Origin of the sequence: Streptomyces sp. NPDC057136 (genome assembly GCF_042670885.1) — a bacterium.
Classification (GTDB): Bacteria; Actinomycetota; Actinomycetes; order Streptomycetales; family Streptomycetaceae; genus Streptomyces.
Window position 1 is genome coordinate 434,403 of the sequence record NZ_JBHUUV010000001.1, and the last position, 15,213, is coordinate 449,615.

Annotated in this window: 14 protein-coding genes; 7 read left to right on the forward strand and 7 right to left on the reverse strand. The window is 69.9% G+C overall.

The features are described from left to right. Positions 1-4: 4 nt before the first annotated feature. Entirely contained in the window at positions 5-841 is an 837-nt protein-coding gene (locus ACFT7S_RS02000) for a helix-turn-helix domain-containing protein (RefSeq protein ID WP_382725609.1), read from the reverse strand. Between the two features lie 112 nt (positions 842-953). On the opposite strand from ACFT7S_RS02000, the gene ACFT7S_RS02005 reads away from it, so the two are divergent. Next, entirely contained in the window at positions 954-1,547 is a 594-nt protein-coding gene (locus ACFT7S_RS02005) for an NADPH-dependent FMN reductase (RefSeq protein ID WP_382725611.1), read from the forward strand. 29 nt (positions 1,548-1,576) lie between these two features. On the opposite strand, the gene ACFT7S_RS02010 is transcribed toward ACFT7S_RS02005, so the two are convergent. Then, positions 1,577-2,131, reverse strand: coding sequence for a heme-binding protein (locus ACFT7S_RS02010; protein ID WP_382725614.1), 555 nt, complete (start codon positions 2,129-2,131; stop codon positions 1,577-1,579). Between the two features lie 258 nt (positions 2,132-2,389). On the opposite strand from ACFT7S_RS02010, the gene ACFT7S_RS02015 reads away from it, so the two are divergent. Next, positions 2,390-3,217, forward strand: coding sequence for an inositol monophosphatase family protein (locus tag ACFT7S_RS02015; protein WP_382725901.1), 828 nt, complete (start codon positions 2,390-2,392; stop codon positions 3,215-3,217). 329 nt (positions 3,218-3,546) lie between these two features. Beyond that, entirely contained in the window at positions 3,547-3,750 is a 204-nt protein-coding gene (locus ACFT7S_RS02020) for a cold-shock protein (RefSeq protein ID WP_382725616.1), read from the forward strand. Positions 3,751-3,868: 118 nt separating this feature from the next. On the opposite strand, the gene ACFT7S_RS02025 is transcribed toward ACFT7S_RS02020, so the two are convergent. Both ACFT7S_RS02025 and ACFT7S_RS02030 read right to left on the reverse strand, forming a co-directional pair. Then, positions 3,869-4,129, reverse strand: a complete 261-nt coding sequence (locus tag ACFT7S_RS02025) for a hypothetical protein (RefSeq protein ID WP_382725618.1) — start codon at positions 4,127-4,129, stop codon at positions 3,869-3,871. 76 nt (positions 4,130-4,205) lie between these two features. Continuing rightward, entirely contained in the window at positions 4,206-4,943 is a 738-nt protein-coding gene (locus ACFT7S_RS02030; RefSeq protein ID WP_382725620.1) for a TetR/AcrR family transcriptional regulator, read from the reverse strand. 123 nt (positions 4,944-5,066) lie between these two features. Between ACFT7S_RS02030 and ACFT7S_RS02035 the strand changes: the two genes are divergently transcribed. The 3 genes from ACFT7S_RS02035 to ACFT7S_RS02045 all read left to right on the forward strand — a co-directional run bounded on the left by ACFT7S_RS02035 (position 5,067) and on the right by ACFT7S_RS02045 (position 9,718). After that, positions 5,067-5,669, forward strand: coding sequence for an NADPH-dependent FMN reductase (locus ACFT7S_RS02035; protein ID WP_382725622.1), 603 nt, complete (start codon positions 5,067-5,069; stop codon positions 5,667-5,669). Positions 5,670-5,696: 27 nt separating this feature from the next. Continuing rightward, entirely contained in the window at positions 5,697-7,190 is a 1,494-nt protein-coding gene (locus tag ACFT7S_RS02040) for a DHA2 family efflux MFS transporter permease subunit (protein WP_382725624.1), read from the forward strand. Between the two features lie 146 nt (positions 7,191-7,336). Beyond that, positions 7,337-9,718, forward strand: a complete 2,382-nt coding sequence (locus ACFT7S_RS02045) for a discoidin domain-containing protein (RefSeq protein WP_382725627.1) — start codon at positions 7,337-7,339, stop codon at positions 9,716-9,718. 47 nt (positions 9,719-9,765) lie between these two features. On the opposite strand, the gene ACFT7S_RS02050 is transcribed toward ACFT7S_RS02045, so the two are convergent. Both ACFT7S_RS02050 and ACFT7S_RS02055 read right to left on the reverse strand, forming a co-directional pair. After that, a complete protein-coding gene (locus ACFT7S_RS02050; protein WP_382725630.1) occupies positions 9,766-11,823 on the reverse strand; it encodes a phosphocholine-specific phospholipase C in 2,058 nt (685 codons plus the stop codon). A 90-nt stretch (positions 11,824-11,913) separates the two neighbouring features. Continuing rightward, positions 11,914-12,042: a hypothetical protein gene (locus ACFT7S_RS02055; RefSeq protein WP_382725633.1), complete on the reverse strand. Its 129-nt coding sequence runs from the start codon at positions 12,040-12,042 to the stop codon at positions 11,914-11,916. A gap of 519 nt (positions 12,043-12,561) precedes the next feature. Between ACFT7S_RS02055 and ACFT7S_RS02060 the strand changes: the two genes are divergently transcribed. Next, the gene (locus tag ACFT7S_RS02060) at positions 12,562-14,109 is read left to right on the forward strand and encodes a sugar transferase (RefSeq protein ID WP_382725635.1); all 1,548 of its coding nucleotides are present in this window, start codon (positions 12,562-12,564) and stop codon (positions 14,107-14,109) included. A 58-nt stretch (positions 14,110-14,167) separates the two neighbouring features. Here ACFT7S_RS02060 and ACFT7S_RS02065 read toward each other — a convergent pair whose 3' ends face one another. Further along, positions 14,168-15,151 carry a GDP-L-fucose synthase family protein gene (locus tag ACFT7S_RS02065; protein ID WP_382725637.1) on the reverse strand — a complete coding sequence of 328 codons (984 nt, stop codon included), beginning with the start codon at positions 15,149-15,151 and terminating at the stop codon, positions 14,168-14,170. Positions 15,152-15,213 lie beyond the last annotated feature (62 nt).

The window sequence follows — 15,213 nt, forward strand, 5'->3', positions numbered from 1 at the left end:
GGGGTTACGAGATGGCCCGGAGCCTGCCGTGCGGTCGGCGGAGCAGTTGCTCGACAGCCTCGGCCGTCCTCTCGTCCGCCGGGAGGAGGACCACCAACTGCTGCGTGTCAGCCGGTAGTTCAAACGTCTCGCGGTGCAGGTGCAGTGCGCACCCGGACGGGTGGTTGAGCCGGAGTGTTCCCCGTTGCGGCACCACATGGCGGTTGAAGCGGCGCGTGAAGTCGGGGCCGGCGACGGGGGCGAGTTCCGAGGTGAACCACTCGGAGTTCTCCACGGATGGTCCGAGCCACAGGTCGAAGGCCTGCTCGTCGGCGACCTCGTCCCAGTCGGCGAAGAACGTCCGGGCGCGGGGGTCGGTGAAGACGTACCGGGTGAGGTTCGGGGCGTCGATGTCGAGCAGTCCCGTTCCGCTCGCAAGGGACTGGTAGCCGCTCGTGTGGGCGAGGATGTCGCCCAGCCGGTTGGTGACCAGGGCGATTCCCGGTTCGAGGAGGCGGAGTGTCTCCAGGACCGAGGGGCGGACGTCGCGGCGCGGTGGTGCCGGCCGGGTGTGCGCGGAACACTCACCGCCGGTGATCTTCGCGAGGTAGCGCAAGTGGTCGCGCTCCGAGGCGTCGAGGCTGAGCGCATCGGCCAGCGCGTTCAGGACCGCCACCGAGGGGTTGCGGTCACGGCCCTGTTCCATGCGGGTCAGGTATTCGACGCTGATACCGGCCCGCGCGGCGAGATCCAGGCGACGCAGGCCCGGTGAGCGGCGGCGGCCGTGGTCCGGCAGTCCCAGCGATTCCGGCTGGATGCTGTCACGCTTGGCCCGGATGAAATCTCCCAACGGCGTTCCCATGCAGCGAGCATACGGCGGCGGACGCGGACCGCCGAGTGCTCGGAGTGGCCCTGCCGGGGCCAGCCTGAGCACGGCCTGGCTGCCGCCGCGGTGCGGCCCGATCGTGGTGGCCATGGAGAACAAGAGCAAGCTGGTGATCATCGTCGGAAGCGTCCGCGAAGGACGGTTCGGCCCGAATGTGGCCTCATGGGTTGCCGAACAGGCCGCCGTTCATGGGGGTTTCGAGGTCGACGTCGTCGATCTGGCCGAGATCGAGATCCCGTTGGCGCTGCCCGCGGCCTCGCCGAAGTTCGCAGGCGACGACTACCCCCGTCCGGCCGGGATGGCGGCACTGACCTCGGCTCTGGAGGGCGCCGACGCGTTCGTCGTGGTCACTCCGGAGTACAACCACAGCTACCCCGCGTCGCTGAAGGCTGCCATCGACTGGCACTTCACGCAGTGGACGGCCAAGCCCGTCGCCTTCGTCAGCTACGGCGGTGCGGCAGGCGGCCGCCACGCGGTGCTGCACCTGGAGAACGTACTGACCGAGTTGCACGCGGTGACGATTCGCGACGGTCTGAGCTTCCCGAACTACTTCACGACCTGGCAGGACGGCCGCCCCCTGGACTCCGAGGCCCCCGGGTACGCGAAGACGGTGCTGGACCAGCTGGCCTGGTGGTCGGCCGCACTCCGGTCGGCGCGCAACGCCGCCCCCTACCCGGCATGAGCGCGGCACGGCGGGACATCGTGGGGCGGTTACTTCGCGAGTGAGGCGACGCCCGCCTGGGCGAACTTCTCGTCCAGGTCACCGCTCGGTGCACCGGCGACACCGATGCCCGCGACCGGGGCACCCTTGACCTGGACCGGGGCGCCGCCGCCGAGGAACAGGGTGCCGGGGATGTCCTTCAGCGTCGGGGCCTGCTCCAGGCGCTTGGTCAGCTCGGAGGTGGGGGCGTTCCAGGAGACGGCGGTGAACGCCTTCTTCTCGGCCGCCTCGTACGACTGCGGGCCTGCACCGTCGCCGCGCAGCGTCACGATGGTGTTGCCGTTGCGGTCGACCACGGCCACGGAGACACGCTGGTTCTCCTTCTTCGCGGCGTCCAGCGTCGCCTGCGCGGCCTCGGTGGCGGCCGCGATCGTCAGGTGGCTCGTCTGCATGACGTTCTTGTTGGCCGCGTCGGCCTTGACCGCGGCGGGGGCGGCGGCCGGGGTGCCAGCATTGGCGGAAACCGCGCCGACCGTACCGGCTCCGAGGGCGGCGGCAGCGACGGCACCGGTCAGGACACGAGTACGCAGCGACATCTTCTTCATGATCAATGACTCCTTGGGGCTCACCCCGGTGGGGGCTGGGAAGCTCTGCGTTCCCGCTCTGGTATCCATCCTGGGCCCGAATCCGGCCCGCCCCGGTCGACCTACAAGCTCCTCTCGGCACCCCCGGCGGACGACACGGGGGTCAACCGAACGGACGATGCGGGTTCTGGTGGGCGGGGTCGGCCGCGGCGGAAGCCGGCCGATGGAGGAATGAGCGCCCCGTGGGCACGGGACCGCGCCGTCGATACTCTGTACGGCATGATCAACTCGTATGCGGGCCTTGACGATACCGAGGTGGCGACAGCCGCCGCGCGTGCCGGCGCGGACGTGGTGCACGGGATGTACGGCCAGCGGCTCGCGCGTATCGACAAGGGTGCCGGGGACTTCGCCACCGCCGCCGATGTCGGGGCCGAGAAGGCCATCCTCGGCGTTATCCGCGCCGCTCGGCCCGATGACGCGGTGCTCGGCGAGGAAGGCGGGCATCAGGGCACCTCCGGGGCCGTACGCCAGTGGCTGGTCGACCCCCTGTGCGGCACCCTGAACTACACCGCCGGCACCATGGTCGTGGCGGTGAACGTGGCGCTGCGCGACGGGGCGGCGGCCGTGGCCGACCCGTTCGGCGGCGACGTCTACTTCACCGACGGCCAGAGCGCCCGGGTGCGGCACGACGGGGCCGATGCACCGCTGACACCTACGTCCGCCAGCGGCCTGGTGGACGTCAACCTGGACCCGCCGTTCCCGAGCTCTCCCGGCTTCCGGGCCGTGGAGCTGCTGGGGCACCCGGGGTTCGTCGAGCGGTTCCGGCCGCGCGTCGTGTCCACGACGCTGGCGCTGGCCTGGGTCGCGGCGGGCAAGCGTGCCGCGTACGTCACCGATGGCGGCGACCTGTCCGGGAGCGTGCACTTCGCCGCCGGTATCGCTCTGTGCCGGGCTGCCGGCTGTGTGGTCACCGGGATCGACGGCGGTCCGCTCGGGCCGACGGGCCGCGGACTTGTCGTCGCCGCCGACGCCGAGACCCACAGGCTGCTGATGTCGCTGATCCGGAACCCCGTGCCGAAGGACCAGTGCCACCATTCCGTCGGGTAGTTCACCAGCCCGGCGCCGGTCCCCGCAGGTGGGCGAACGCCCCTGCCGGGTCTTCTTTTCATCGCGCAATCATCCCGCACGGCTGAACCCCGGTGAAGAATCCTTTGGGCCTGGCAGGTGATTGGGCCACCGGTCGGGGCGTCGTTCGTGGCGTGGGCCGAGAAGGCTGTGTAGCGTCGGCTCCAGCTGTCGTGGTTCGGAAGGAGCGCCCCGTGGACGCGAGTTCGCGGGCGTTCTGCTGTTTCAGTGTCTCCGAGGACCATGGCGATCACCTCGGGTGCCCGTACGGTGCGGGCGCCGATTTCTGTGTCTGCTTGGAGGACAAAAAAATGGCCAGTGGAACCGTGAAGTGGTTCAACGCGGAAAAGGGCTTCGGTTTCATCGAGCAGGACGGCGGTGGCCCGGACGTGTTCGCCCACTACTCCAACATCGCCGCCCAGGGCTTCCGCGAGCTCCAGGAAGGCCAGAAGGTGAACTTCGACGTCGTCCAGGGCCAGAAGGGCCCGCAGGCGGAGAACATCACCCCCGCCTGATCGCCCGGGATCGGAGCGGGCCCCGCACCAGTCGGCGGGGCCCGCTCGCCGGCTGGTGAGCGCAGCCCGCTCGCCCCGTGCACGATCAACTCCCGGGGCTGATAGGCCCCGACGGTCGTCAGGCCGTCGGCGCGCTGTCCGGATTCGTGTCCTTGATCGCGTCCAGGAGATTCCTGCGCTTACGGCGGGACAGCGAGTCGCCGTCGACGCTGCTCATCGACCACGGGATGGCGCACGGGCCCTCGTGGGAGGCGTCGGGGCACAGCACATCCGTGATCCGGTCCATCAGCGCTTCGTGCTCGGCCGCCGTGGCGACGATGGCAATGTCCACCTGCCGCAGCCGGGGCCGGTCCGCGGGTGACGTGGTGGGATCGGACATGATGCGGTCTCGTCTCTGAGGCCGGAGAGGGAACACGGTGGCCGGCCGGCCTGTGCGCCGGCCTCGCGAGAACCGTTCAGATGCCGAACCGGATCGCGATCCCGTCCAGGACGCAGTCCAGGCCCGTTTCGAACGCCCAGGTCGCGTCGTCCTTGCGGGTCGCCCGCTGACCGTAGCGCTTGTACGTGGGATAGCGGCCGGTCTCCATGAGATAGGTCATCTGCGGCGCCAGACCCATCCGCGTCTCGGCACCCGACGACCAGCCCTCGGACCGTGTCCAGTCCCGCAGGGCCACCTCCGACTCGGCCGCCCCGTGCGCGAAGGCGCTGACGGTGCGGAAGGCCACCATCATCGCGTCCTCGTCGAGACCGAGTCCGTCGAGTGCGGCCAACTGCCGCTCGGCGATGGCCATCCGCCCCGGGGTGAGCACGAACAGAACCGTCGGCAGCTCACCCAGCCACGGGTGCCGGAGCATCATGTCGCGGGTTCGCAGACCGAAGGCCCGCAACACCTCTCGCCAGCTGGTCAGTTCCTCGGAGATCTGCTGCTCGGCAGCTACCCGCTCGGCCATCAGCGCCCACAGATCGTCCTTGCCGGAGACATGCCGGTACGCCGCCATGGGCGCGACACCGAGCTCGGTGGCGAGCCGTCGCATGGTCACGGCCGCGAAGCCCTCGGTGTCGGCGACCTCCACCGCGACGGCTCCGATGCGTTCCAGGGACAGCGAGGCGCGGGGTGCGGCCACCGGCCGTTCCAGGCGCTCCCACAGCGACTTGTCCGGCGCCGCCTTGCCGTCCTTCTTCTGGCCAGCCACAGCGAGCCCCTCTCTCCGTAGAGGATCAGCGTACAGCGTATCCCTCAGTAGACAACGTACACACTCGCGCATACGTTGTACGCATCGGATACACCGTACACATCCAGCATCCCGGGGGCTCCCATGTCCAGCACCAGCACCACCACCCCGCTCCGCATCGCCGTCGTCGTCGGCAGCACCCGCGAGGGCCGATTCGCGCCGGTCGTCACCCAGTGGCTGCAGGGGCAGCTCGCCCAGCGCGCCGACATGACGACCGACGTCGTCGACCTCGCCGAGACCTCGCTGCCCACCGTCCTCCCCGCCTTCGGGCAGCCGCCCGCGCCCGGCACCGACGAAGCCCTCGCGCTCGTGTCACCGCGCCTCGCGGCGGCCGACGCGTTCGTCTTCGTCACGCCGGAGTACAACCACAGCTTCCCGGCGTCCCTGAAGAACGCCATCGACTGGCACAACAAGGAGTGGCACGCCAAGCCGATCGGCTTCGTCTCCTACGGCGGCCTCTCGGGCGGGCTCCGCGCCGTCGAGCAACTCCGCGTCGTCATGGCCGAGTTGAACGCCACGACCATCCGCAACACGGTCAGCTTCCACAACGCCTACGGCCGGTTCGGCGAGGAAGGCGCCGTCGACGACCCCGCGGTCGACACCGCGGCCAAGGCGCTCCTCGACCAGCTCTCCTGGTGGGCGCATGCCCTTCGGGACGCCAGGGCCACCCACCCGTACGGCGCCTGACGGCATGTCATTTCGACAGGGGGAACGATGAGTCGACGTACGGAAGAGACCAGCACCGCGCAGCCGCCCGCCGAGCAGAGCGGCCTGCCCAAGTCCGTGCTCTTCGGGCTGCTGCTCGGCCTCATGCTCGGACTGCTCGACGGCACGATCGTGGGCACCGCCCTGCCCACGATCGTCGGCGACCTGGGCGGCCTCGATCACCTGCCCTGGGTGGTGACCGCCTATCTGCTCACCGCCTCCGTCTCCACTCCCATCTGGGGCAAGCTCGGTGATCTGTACGGGCGCAAAGGCAGCTTCATCTGGTCGATCGTGGTGTTCCTCGCGGGTTCCGTGCTCTGCGGGCTCGCTCAGGACATGGTGCAGCTCATCGCGTTCCGCGCCGTGCAGGGGCTCGGCGCGGGCGGCCTCATGGTCGGCGCGATCTCGATCATCGGCGTCATGCTGCCGCCGTCACAGACCGGCCGTTCACAGTCGATGGTCGGCGCCATGATGCCCGTCGCCCTGGTCGGCGGGCCCCTGCTCGGCGGCTTCCTCACCGACCAGCTGGACTGGCGCTGGGTCTTCTACGTCAACGTGCCCATCGGCGCCGTCGCCCTGCTCATCATCGGACTGCACTTGCGTCTGCACACCGAGAAGATCACGGCGCGCATCGACTACGCGGGGGCCGCGCTGCTCTCCGCCGGCATTCTGGCCCTTACACTGCTGGCCAGTTGGGGCGGCACGACCTACGACTGGTCGTCGCCGCAGATCCTCGGGCTCGGTGTGCTCGGCGTCGGAGCCCTGGTCTGGTTCACCCGGGTCGAGCGACGGGCCGCGGAGCCGGTCATCCCGCCCCGGCTCTTCGCCGACCGCAACTTCACCGTCGCGCAGGTGCTCACCTTCCTGGTGGGCGCGGCCATGCTCGGGGCGGCGAGCTATCTCCCGCTGTACATGCAGTTCGTACGGGGTGCGTCCTCGACGGCGAGCGGCATGCTGCTGCTCCCGCTGATGGGGGGCATGTTCGGGGCGCAGCTTCTCGTGGGGAAGCTCATCGCCAACGGCGGCCGGTACCGTGTGTATCCCGTCCTCGGCGGTGCGCTGACAGCGCTGGGAGGTCTCGCGCTGCTGACGGTCGGCACGGAAACCCCCACGGCGGTGACCTCCGCGCTGACCCTCGTACTCGGCTTCGGCATGGGCCTGTTGATGCAGAGCACGCTGCTCCTCACCATCAACAGTGCGGAGCCGCGCGACATGGGCGCAGCCACCGGCACCGCCACCCTCGTCCGCACGATCGGCGGCTCGCTGGGCATCGCGGTGCTCGGCGCGGTCTATGCGAGCCGGCTCGCGTCGAGCGGCATGCCGGAGGGTGGCGCTTCGTGGACGCCCGAGGCGGTGCGCGGGATGCCGGAGGGTGTACGGGAGGCGGTGGAGACCGCGGTCACCAGCGGGCTGCACGGGGTGGTGCTCGGGGCCGCGCTCCTGGGAGCCGTCGCCTTCGCCGCCGCCTGGCTGGTACGTGAGGTGCCGCTCCGGAAGGGGTGAACCATCCCCTGTCCGGCAGGCGTCGCAGCGGGCTGCGCTCGCGACCTGGGGCTGTCGATCCTCTTGCCTCATAGGTGCGTTGAGTGGTGTAGTCCACTGCTGACAGGAACGACTCCCACCTCATGACGTCTCCAGGAGGACCACGCATGAGCAAGAGATCACCCCTTCCGCGCCTCTCCCGGCGGAGCGTCGTCACGGCGATGGCCGCCACGACGCTCCCCGTCGGTCCCACAGCTCTCACCGCGTACGCCGCCGACGGCAGCGAGGACCGGGGCATGGCCGAGCAGGGCCTCAACCCACGGCCGGTTGTCGCTCCCGCTCTGCAGGAGTGGGCCGGGGGCACTGGGACATTCCGGCTCACCGGGTCCTCACGGGTGGTGGTCGCCCCGGAGGATGCCCGGCAGTTGATGCCGCTCGCACGGCAGTTGACGCAGGACATCGCCGATGTCACCGGCATCCGGCCGGCGGCGGCGCGGGTCACAGGCAGCGCCGGGGAGGGGGACGTCGTACTGCGGCTCGATCCCAACGCCCGGCACGACAGGGGTGGCGAGCGATACCGGCAGGAGGGGTACGCGTTCGAAGCCGGCGAGGACCTCCTGACGATCACCGCGCCCGCGTACAGCGGTGTGTACTACGGGACCCGGTCGCTGCTCCAGATCCTGCTCCGTGACGAACAGCGCCGCACCGTCCCGGCCGGAACCGCGCAGGACTGGCCCGACTACGCGTTGCGCGGCTTCATGCTGGACGTCGGCCGGCGCTTCTTCACACCCGGCTTCATCCGCGACTACCTGCGGGTGATGGGCTGGTTCAAGCTCAACGACCTCCAACTCCACCTGAACGACAACGAGATCCGCCCGCCCGAGGGTGACTGGAGCAAGGCGTACGACGCCTTCAGGCTGCGCAGCGACAACCCCGCGTTCGAGGGTCTCGCCGCGCCCGACGGCTCCTACTCGCGTGCCGACTGGGACTCCTTCGAGGACACCGCGGCACTGCACGCCGTACAGCTCACCCCGGAGATCGACGCCCCGGCCCACGCCCGCTCCTTCGTGCGCGTCCGCCCCGACATCGGCCTGGGCGGTGCGAACAGTGACCATCTCGACCTGGGCAACCCGGACACGATGGCCTTCATGAAGGAGGTCTTCAACGAGTTCACTCCGTGGTTCCGTAGCCCCGAAGTTCATTACGGGGCCGACGAGTACACCGGCCCGGAGTCGCACTACCGCGCGTACTTCAACGGGATGGCCGCCCATCTGCGGTCCCTGGGCAAGCATCCGCGCGCCTGGGGCAGCCTCACCGAGATGACCGGGGACACGAGCACCTACGACCGGGACGTCACCATCCACAGCTGGAACAACGGCTGGTACGGGCCGCGGGCCGCTACATCCGACGGCTACGAGATCGTCAACACCAATGACTCCCTGCTCTACATCGTCCCCTTCGCCACCTATTACCACCCGCACGGTCTCGACGGCCGCTATCTGTACGACACTTGGGCACCGCATGTCTTCCCGGGCCAGGAGAGCCCGACGCCCGGCCACCCGCAGCTGCGCGGCGCCATGTCGGCCGTTTGGAACGACCTGGTGCATGCCACGTACACCCAGCAGGATGTCCACGGCCTGGTGGAGAAGACCTTCGGCATCCTCGGCCAGAAGATGTGGAGCGGGACCGCGGCGGGCCTGCCGTACACCGCCTTCACCGCACAGCTGCGGCGTGGTGCGCTCGGTCCCGGTCTGGCCACCGTCACCCCGACGCTCGCGGAACCCGAGCAGGTGTCCTTCGGGGCCGCCGCGACCGCCTCCTCGGGAACGCACGCCGGGTACGCCACCGACGGCAGTCCGGTCACCCGCTGGACCAGCGGGACGGAGCAGGGCGGGCCCTGGCTGCGGGTGGACCTGGGACAGGTGCGCGACGTCCAGCGGGTGCGGCTCGACTGGGGTCCCGAGTACGGGCGTGCGTACGACATCGAGGTCTCGGACGACGGCGATGCGTGGCGTACTGCCGTGAGCCGCCGGGACCGGAGCCGGCCCGGCTGGGACGAGCTGGTCTTCGAGGCCACCCGGGCGCGCTTCGTCCGGGTGCGCGGGCGAGAGACGGGCAAGATCCGCTGGACGCTCTGGTCGGTGCAGGTCTTCGACATCCCCGACCTGGCACGCGGGCGCACGACCACCGCCTCGTCGGAGGAGACCGCGACCCTCGTCGCGGCGAACGCGACCGACGGGGACCCCGGCACCCGCTGGGCCTCGAAGTACACCGACAGCGAGTGGATCGCCGTCGATCTCGGTGCGCCGCAGCCGGTTCGCCGTATCGAGCTCGACTGGGAGGCGGCGGCAGGCCGCGACTACGACCTCCAGGTCTCGGACGACGGTACGCAGTGGCGCACCGTCGCCGAGCGGCGCGCCAGGACCGCTGCGGGCGTCGACACCGTGGAGCTCCCCGAGCCCGTCACCACCCGCCATGTGCGGATGCAGGGCATCAAACGGCAGACGACGTACGGCTATTCGCTGTACCGCTTCGAGGTGCGCGGCTGAGACCGTGCTCGTTCCTGCCCGGGGCCGCCCCCGGGCAGGAACGCCGGTCAGCCGGTGATGATCGCCGGGTCGCTGACGCCGGGGGCGCCCGTCTCGACGTGTCCGGCGAACCGTCGCCGGAAGGTGCTGTTCCCGTCGGAGACGACGGTCAGGTCGTACCAGCGCGCGCTCGGCCGCAGGTCGGCCGTGTGGGTCACCGTGGCGCCCTTGGCCACCTTGAAGGTCTGCGGGGCGCCGCCGTAGGCGTTGCTCAGGGTGAGGTTGACGTCGGTGACGCCCGGGTTCCTCATCGTGAGCACCACCGTGCCGGCGACGTTGTCGTGGCGGGCGGTCACTTCCGGGCCCGCGGTCGTGCCGGGTCCGCGGAAGGTGCGCAGGAAGCCGTTGGGGCCGTACACCCAGAGGTCGTACACGCCCTTCGAGTAGCTCGTGTTCCAGGTGTCGGTGAGCGTCTTGCCGCCCTCCACGGTGTACGTCCACGGGCCGTCGGTGCGGTTCGGTGACGTGACGTGGAAGAACGCGCCGGCCTGCGCACCGGCGCCGAAGGACAGCGTGAAGCGGCCCGTCGAGGGGGTCGCCGTACCGTCGGCCACCAGGGTGTACGGCAGCGGCCTGGAGGGGCGTGAGCCCGGTTCCTGGACGGGCAGGACACCGACCGCGGGCGGCTTCGGTACGTAGCTGGGGTGCCGGTCGCCGTCCGGCGGCCGGTAGCCGTCGGTGCCGGGGAGCGAGGCGGGCGTCGTGTCCCGGAGACCGAAGTCGAAGACCGAGGTGAGGTCGCCGCAGACGGCGCGCCGCCACGGCGAGATGTTCGGTTCGCTCACACCGAAGCGGCGCTCCATGAACCGGAGGATCGACGTGTGGTCGAAGACCTCCGAACACACGTAACCGCCCGTGCTCCAGGGCGAGACGGCGATCATCGGGACCCGCTGGCCCAGGCCGTAGACACCGGCCGCGTACTTGGAATTGCCGGGGAAGAGATCGAGCGCGGTACTCACGGTGGAGAGGCCCTGGGCCGCGGAGGACGGCGGGTACGGCGGGATCAGGTGGTCGAAGTACCCGTCGTTCTCGTCGTAAGTGACGAAGAGGGCGGTCCTGCTCCACACCTCCGGGTTGGAGGTCAGTGCGTCCAGAACCTGGGATATGTACCAGGCGCCGTAATTGGCGGGCCAGTTCGGGTGTTCGGTGAAGGCTTCCGGCGCCGCGATCCAGGAGATCTGCGGCAGCTCTCCGGCGCCGACGTCGGCGCGGAGGACGTCGAAGAGGCCGTCGCCCTTCGATACGTCCGTGCCGGTGCGGGCCTTGTCGAACAGCGGGTTTCCGGGCTTGGCATTGCGGTACTGGTTGAAGTACAGCAGCGAGTTGTCACCGTAGTTGCCGCGGTACGCGTCGTTGATCCAGCCCCAGGACCCGTTCGCGTCCAGGCCGTCGCCGATGTCCTGGTACACCTTCCAGGAGACCCCGGCCTGCTCCAGGCGCTCGGGGTACGTCGTCCAGCCGTACCCGGCCTCCTCGTTGCCGAGAACGGGACCGCCGCCCTTGGCGTCGTTGCCCGTGTGCCCCGAAAGCATGTAGTAGCGGTTGGGGTCCGTGGCTCCGATGAAGGAGCAGTGGTAGGCGTCGCAGACCGTGAACGCGTCCGCGAGCGCGTAGTGGAACGGGATGTCCTCGCGGGTCAGATACGCCATGGTGCCCGCGGACTTGGCGGGGATCCACTGGTCGTACTTGCCGTTGTTGAAGGCCCTGTGGCCGCCGGCCCAGTCGTGGTTGAGACCTGCGATGAACTGCATGCCGAGGTCGTCGGCGTCCGGGTGATAGGGCAGGACATCCTTGGCGCCGTCCGGCTGATGCCAGACCGACTTCCCGCTCGGGAGCGACGTGGGACGCGGATCACCGAATCCGCGTACGCCCTTCATCGAGCCGAAGTAGTGGTCGAAGGACCGGTTCTCCTGCATCAGCACGACGATGTGCTCGACGTCCGCCAGCGTGCCGGACACGCGCCGGGCGGGGATCGAGGCGGCGCGGGCGATGCTGTCCTGCAGGGCCGATAGGCCGGCGGTCGCGCCTGCGATCTGCAGGAAGCGGCGGCGATTGAGTTCAGGCATGCGGGTGAGGACCTCTTCGGAGTCGGGGGAGAGCCTTCTGTGGCGATTCCAAGGGCAGCTGGCTGAAGGGGCATCCGGGCATCGCCCGGGTCACGCGGTCCCGTACGCGACAAGAACGGCCGGGGCTGCCGCGTCATGACGGTCCGTCAGCCTAGGGGCCCTGCCACCGGCGGTGGCCGCGAGCGCCGAAGAGTCCATGAGGACGGTCGAGAAGTCCATGCCCGGCACATCCCCCGACCACTTGCCAGAGATACAGGGTGGGGGTATATATGACCAACCCATACCCTACCGGGGTATGGGTGCCCTTGAGGTGGGTCGAGCGGCCAGGAGAAGGCTTGCCCGAACCAGAGGCGCAGGGCGTCGGGGCCGTCGAGCCAGCCGGTGAGCACATCGGCGTCCCGCAGGGTGAACGGACGGGTTCTCAGCATGTGTCAATCTCCACCGCCTCTCGCGCCCAGGACCACTCAATATCGCACCCGCGTAAGGTAGTTACGCCCGGTTCGTCCGGTCGACAAGCGCTTGCCGAACCCCTGGAAAGCCGAACAGGCGTGCACAGAAGCTGAGTTCCCGCCCGGAACCGGACGAGATGCGAACCGTCCGACCTGTCTGAACTTCACTGGAACTCCAGCGAAATGGCACGTGTGTGGATATCGTGCACCGAGCGAGGGCGCATCCGTCAGTCCATGGGATCGACGGGTGCGTCCCGTTTGTGGGGATGCGACTTGGGCTGGGGGGTTCATGGGGCATGTCGAAATACCTGACACAGACATATCCGGGCACGTTGGACTGGCAGGAGCGCCACGACCACGCACCGCGGCGTCCAGGAACCGGAACGCGGCCCTGGAGCAGTTGTGGAGGACGCCGACCGCGGAGCGCGCACACACCGAGCGGCCCCGGGCCAGGAAGCGTCCTGGCCGGCAGCTGCCGCTGCTCGTCCTGGCGGATGTACTCGGACTGGGGGGTCCGGCCTGGCTCGTCCAGCAGGCCGGTGACCAGCCCGCACCGCTCATCACTGCGGCGCTGTCCGCGCTGGTGTGGGCCGTCGTGCGCTCCGCGCGCGGGCGGTACGCGCAGCGGCTGCCCGGGGCCACCGGGGGCACACTGGGCGCCACCGGTGACTGGCTGCTGCTCGTGGGGGTGCTCGCCGTGCTGCTCACCGTGTCCGGTGAGTCCGTCGACCCGGCGATCGCGGTGGTGGCCCTGGTGCCCGGCCTCGCGGTGACGCTCCTGGTATCGGGGCTGCGGCAGTGGCTGTCGTCCGCCCGGCGGCGGCTCGCGGTGCGCCGTGTGCTCGTGGTCGGCCAGGCGGCGGGCGTGGACCGGGCGGTGAATCTGCTCAACTCCCGTAAGGACCACGCCTATACGGTGGCCGCCGCTATACCCGTGGGGGCCACCCCTCTGAGCTGCGAGGCACCGGTTCCCGGCCGACTCGCCGCAACTCCGGCGGAGGACGACCTCTCCACCGTGCTGGGCGGGGCCTTCGCCCACGACGCCGATCTCGTGCTGGTGGCTCCCGGGCCGGAGCTCGCGGAGGAGCGGCTGCGGCGGCTGTCGTGGGGGCTGCACGACAGCGGAGTGCCCCTGTGCGTGCTCTCGGAGCTGTCGGAGACCGCGGCGAACCGGGTGCGGCTCTCCTCCGCGGCCGGGCTGACCCTGCTGCACATCGCCCCGCCGCTGCGCAGCGGTCCGCAGCCGGTGCTCAAGACGCTCGTGGACCGGGTCGGCGCCGCTTTCGGGCTGCTGTCCCTGGCTCCGCTGCTGCTCGTGATCGCGATGGCCATACGGATCACCTCGCCCGGCCCGGTGTTCCATCGCCAGATCCGCCACGGCCAGCACAGCCGGCCCTTCACCATGTGGAAGTTCCGCACGATGGTGGCGGACGCCGAGGTCCGCAAGGCGCAGCTCAGCGCGGCGAACGAGGCCGAAGGTCCGATGTTCAAGATGCGCAGCGATCCGCGGGTGACGCGGGTGGGCCGGGCGCTGCGCCGGGCCTCGCTCGATGAACTCCCGCAGCTCATCAATGTACTGCGGGGTGACATGTCACTGGTGGGTCCCCGTCCGCCACTGCCGGAAGAGGTGTCCCGTTACGACGAGCGCGAGCACCGGCGGCTCGCGGTCAAGCCGGGGCTGACCGGCCTGTGGCAGGTCAGCGGGCGCTCGGACCTGTCCTGGCAGGAGACCGTCTCGCTCGACCTCTGGTACGTCGACAACTGGTCGGTGGCCACGGACATGGGGCTCCTCGCCCGTACGGTGCGCGCCGTCACCGACGGCCGCGGGGCCTACTGACGTGGGCGGGGAACGGATGCGAGGAGCCCCTGTACGCGGTGGCGGCCGGTCCGCGCCCTCAGCTCTGCGGGGACCGCTGTCCGAGCCACCAGGCATAGGTACGCGCGATGCCGTCGCGCAGCGGGATCTGCGGCTTGAAGCCGAGGGAGGTCAGGCGGGAGACGTCCAGGAGCTTGCGCGGGGTGCCGTCGGGCTTGGACGTGTCCCAGGCGATGCTTCCCTGATACGCCGTCACATCACGGACGGTTTCGGCGAGTTCCCTGATCGTCAGGTCGTCGCCGCAACCGATGTTCACGGGGTCCTCCCCGTCGTAGGACTCCAGAAGCCGCACACAGGCGGTGGCGAGATCGTCGACGTGCAGGAACTCGCGGCGTGGGCTGCCCGAGCCCCAGAGGGTCACCTCGGGCGCGCTGTCCCGCTTGGCCTCGTGGAACCGGCGGATCAGGGCGGGCAGGACGTGCGAGGTCTCCAGGTCGAAGTTGTCGCCGGGGCCGTAGAGGTTGGTGGGCATGGCGCTGATGTACGCGGCGCCGTACTGCCTGCGATAGGAGCGGATCTGCGTGATTCCGGCGATCTTCGCCAGCGCGTACGCCTCGTTCGTCGGCTCCAGCGGGCCGGTGAGCAGGGAGTCCTCGCGGATGGGCTGCGGGGCGTGCTTGGGATAGATGCAGGACGAGCCGAGGAAGAGCAGCCGCTCGGCGCCGGCCGCGTGCGCCCCGGCGATCACGCTGAGCTGGATGCGCAGGTTGTCCTCCAGGAACTGCACCGGGTAGGTGCTGTTGGCCATGATCCCGCCCACCTTGGCGGCGGCCAGTACGACGGCGTCCGGGCGGACGTCGCGCAGATACGCCTCGGTCTGCGCACTGTCGCGCAGATCGAGGAGGTCCCGGCCGCGGGTGAGCACCTCGTGGCCGTCGGCGGCGAGGCGGCGCACCAACGCCGAGCCGACCAGACCTCGGTGGCCCGCGACGAACACGCGGGAGCCTGGTCGTAGCAGGGGGCGGACGGATTCCTGGGGAAGGCCGGGGAGATCAGTCGTCATGGCTCGGATTCTGCCAGGAGCCATGTGAGTCAGTGAACCTTTACCGCAGAACACTCAAACTC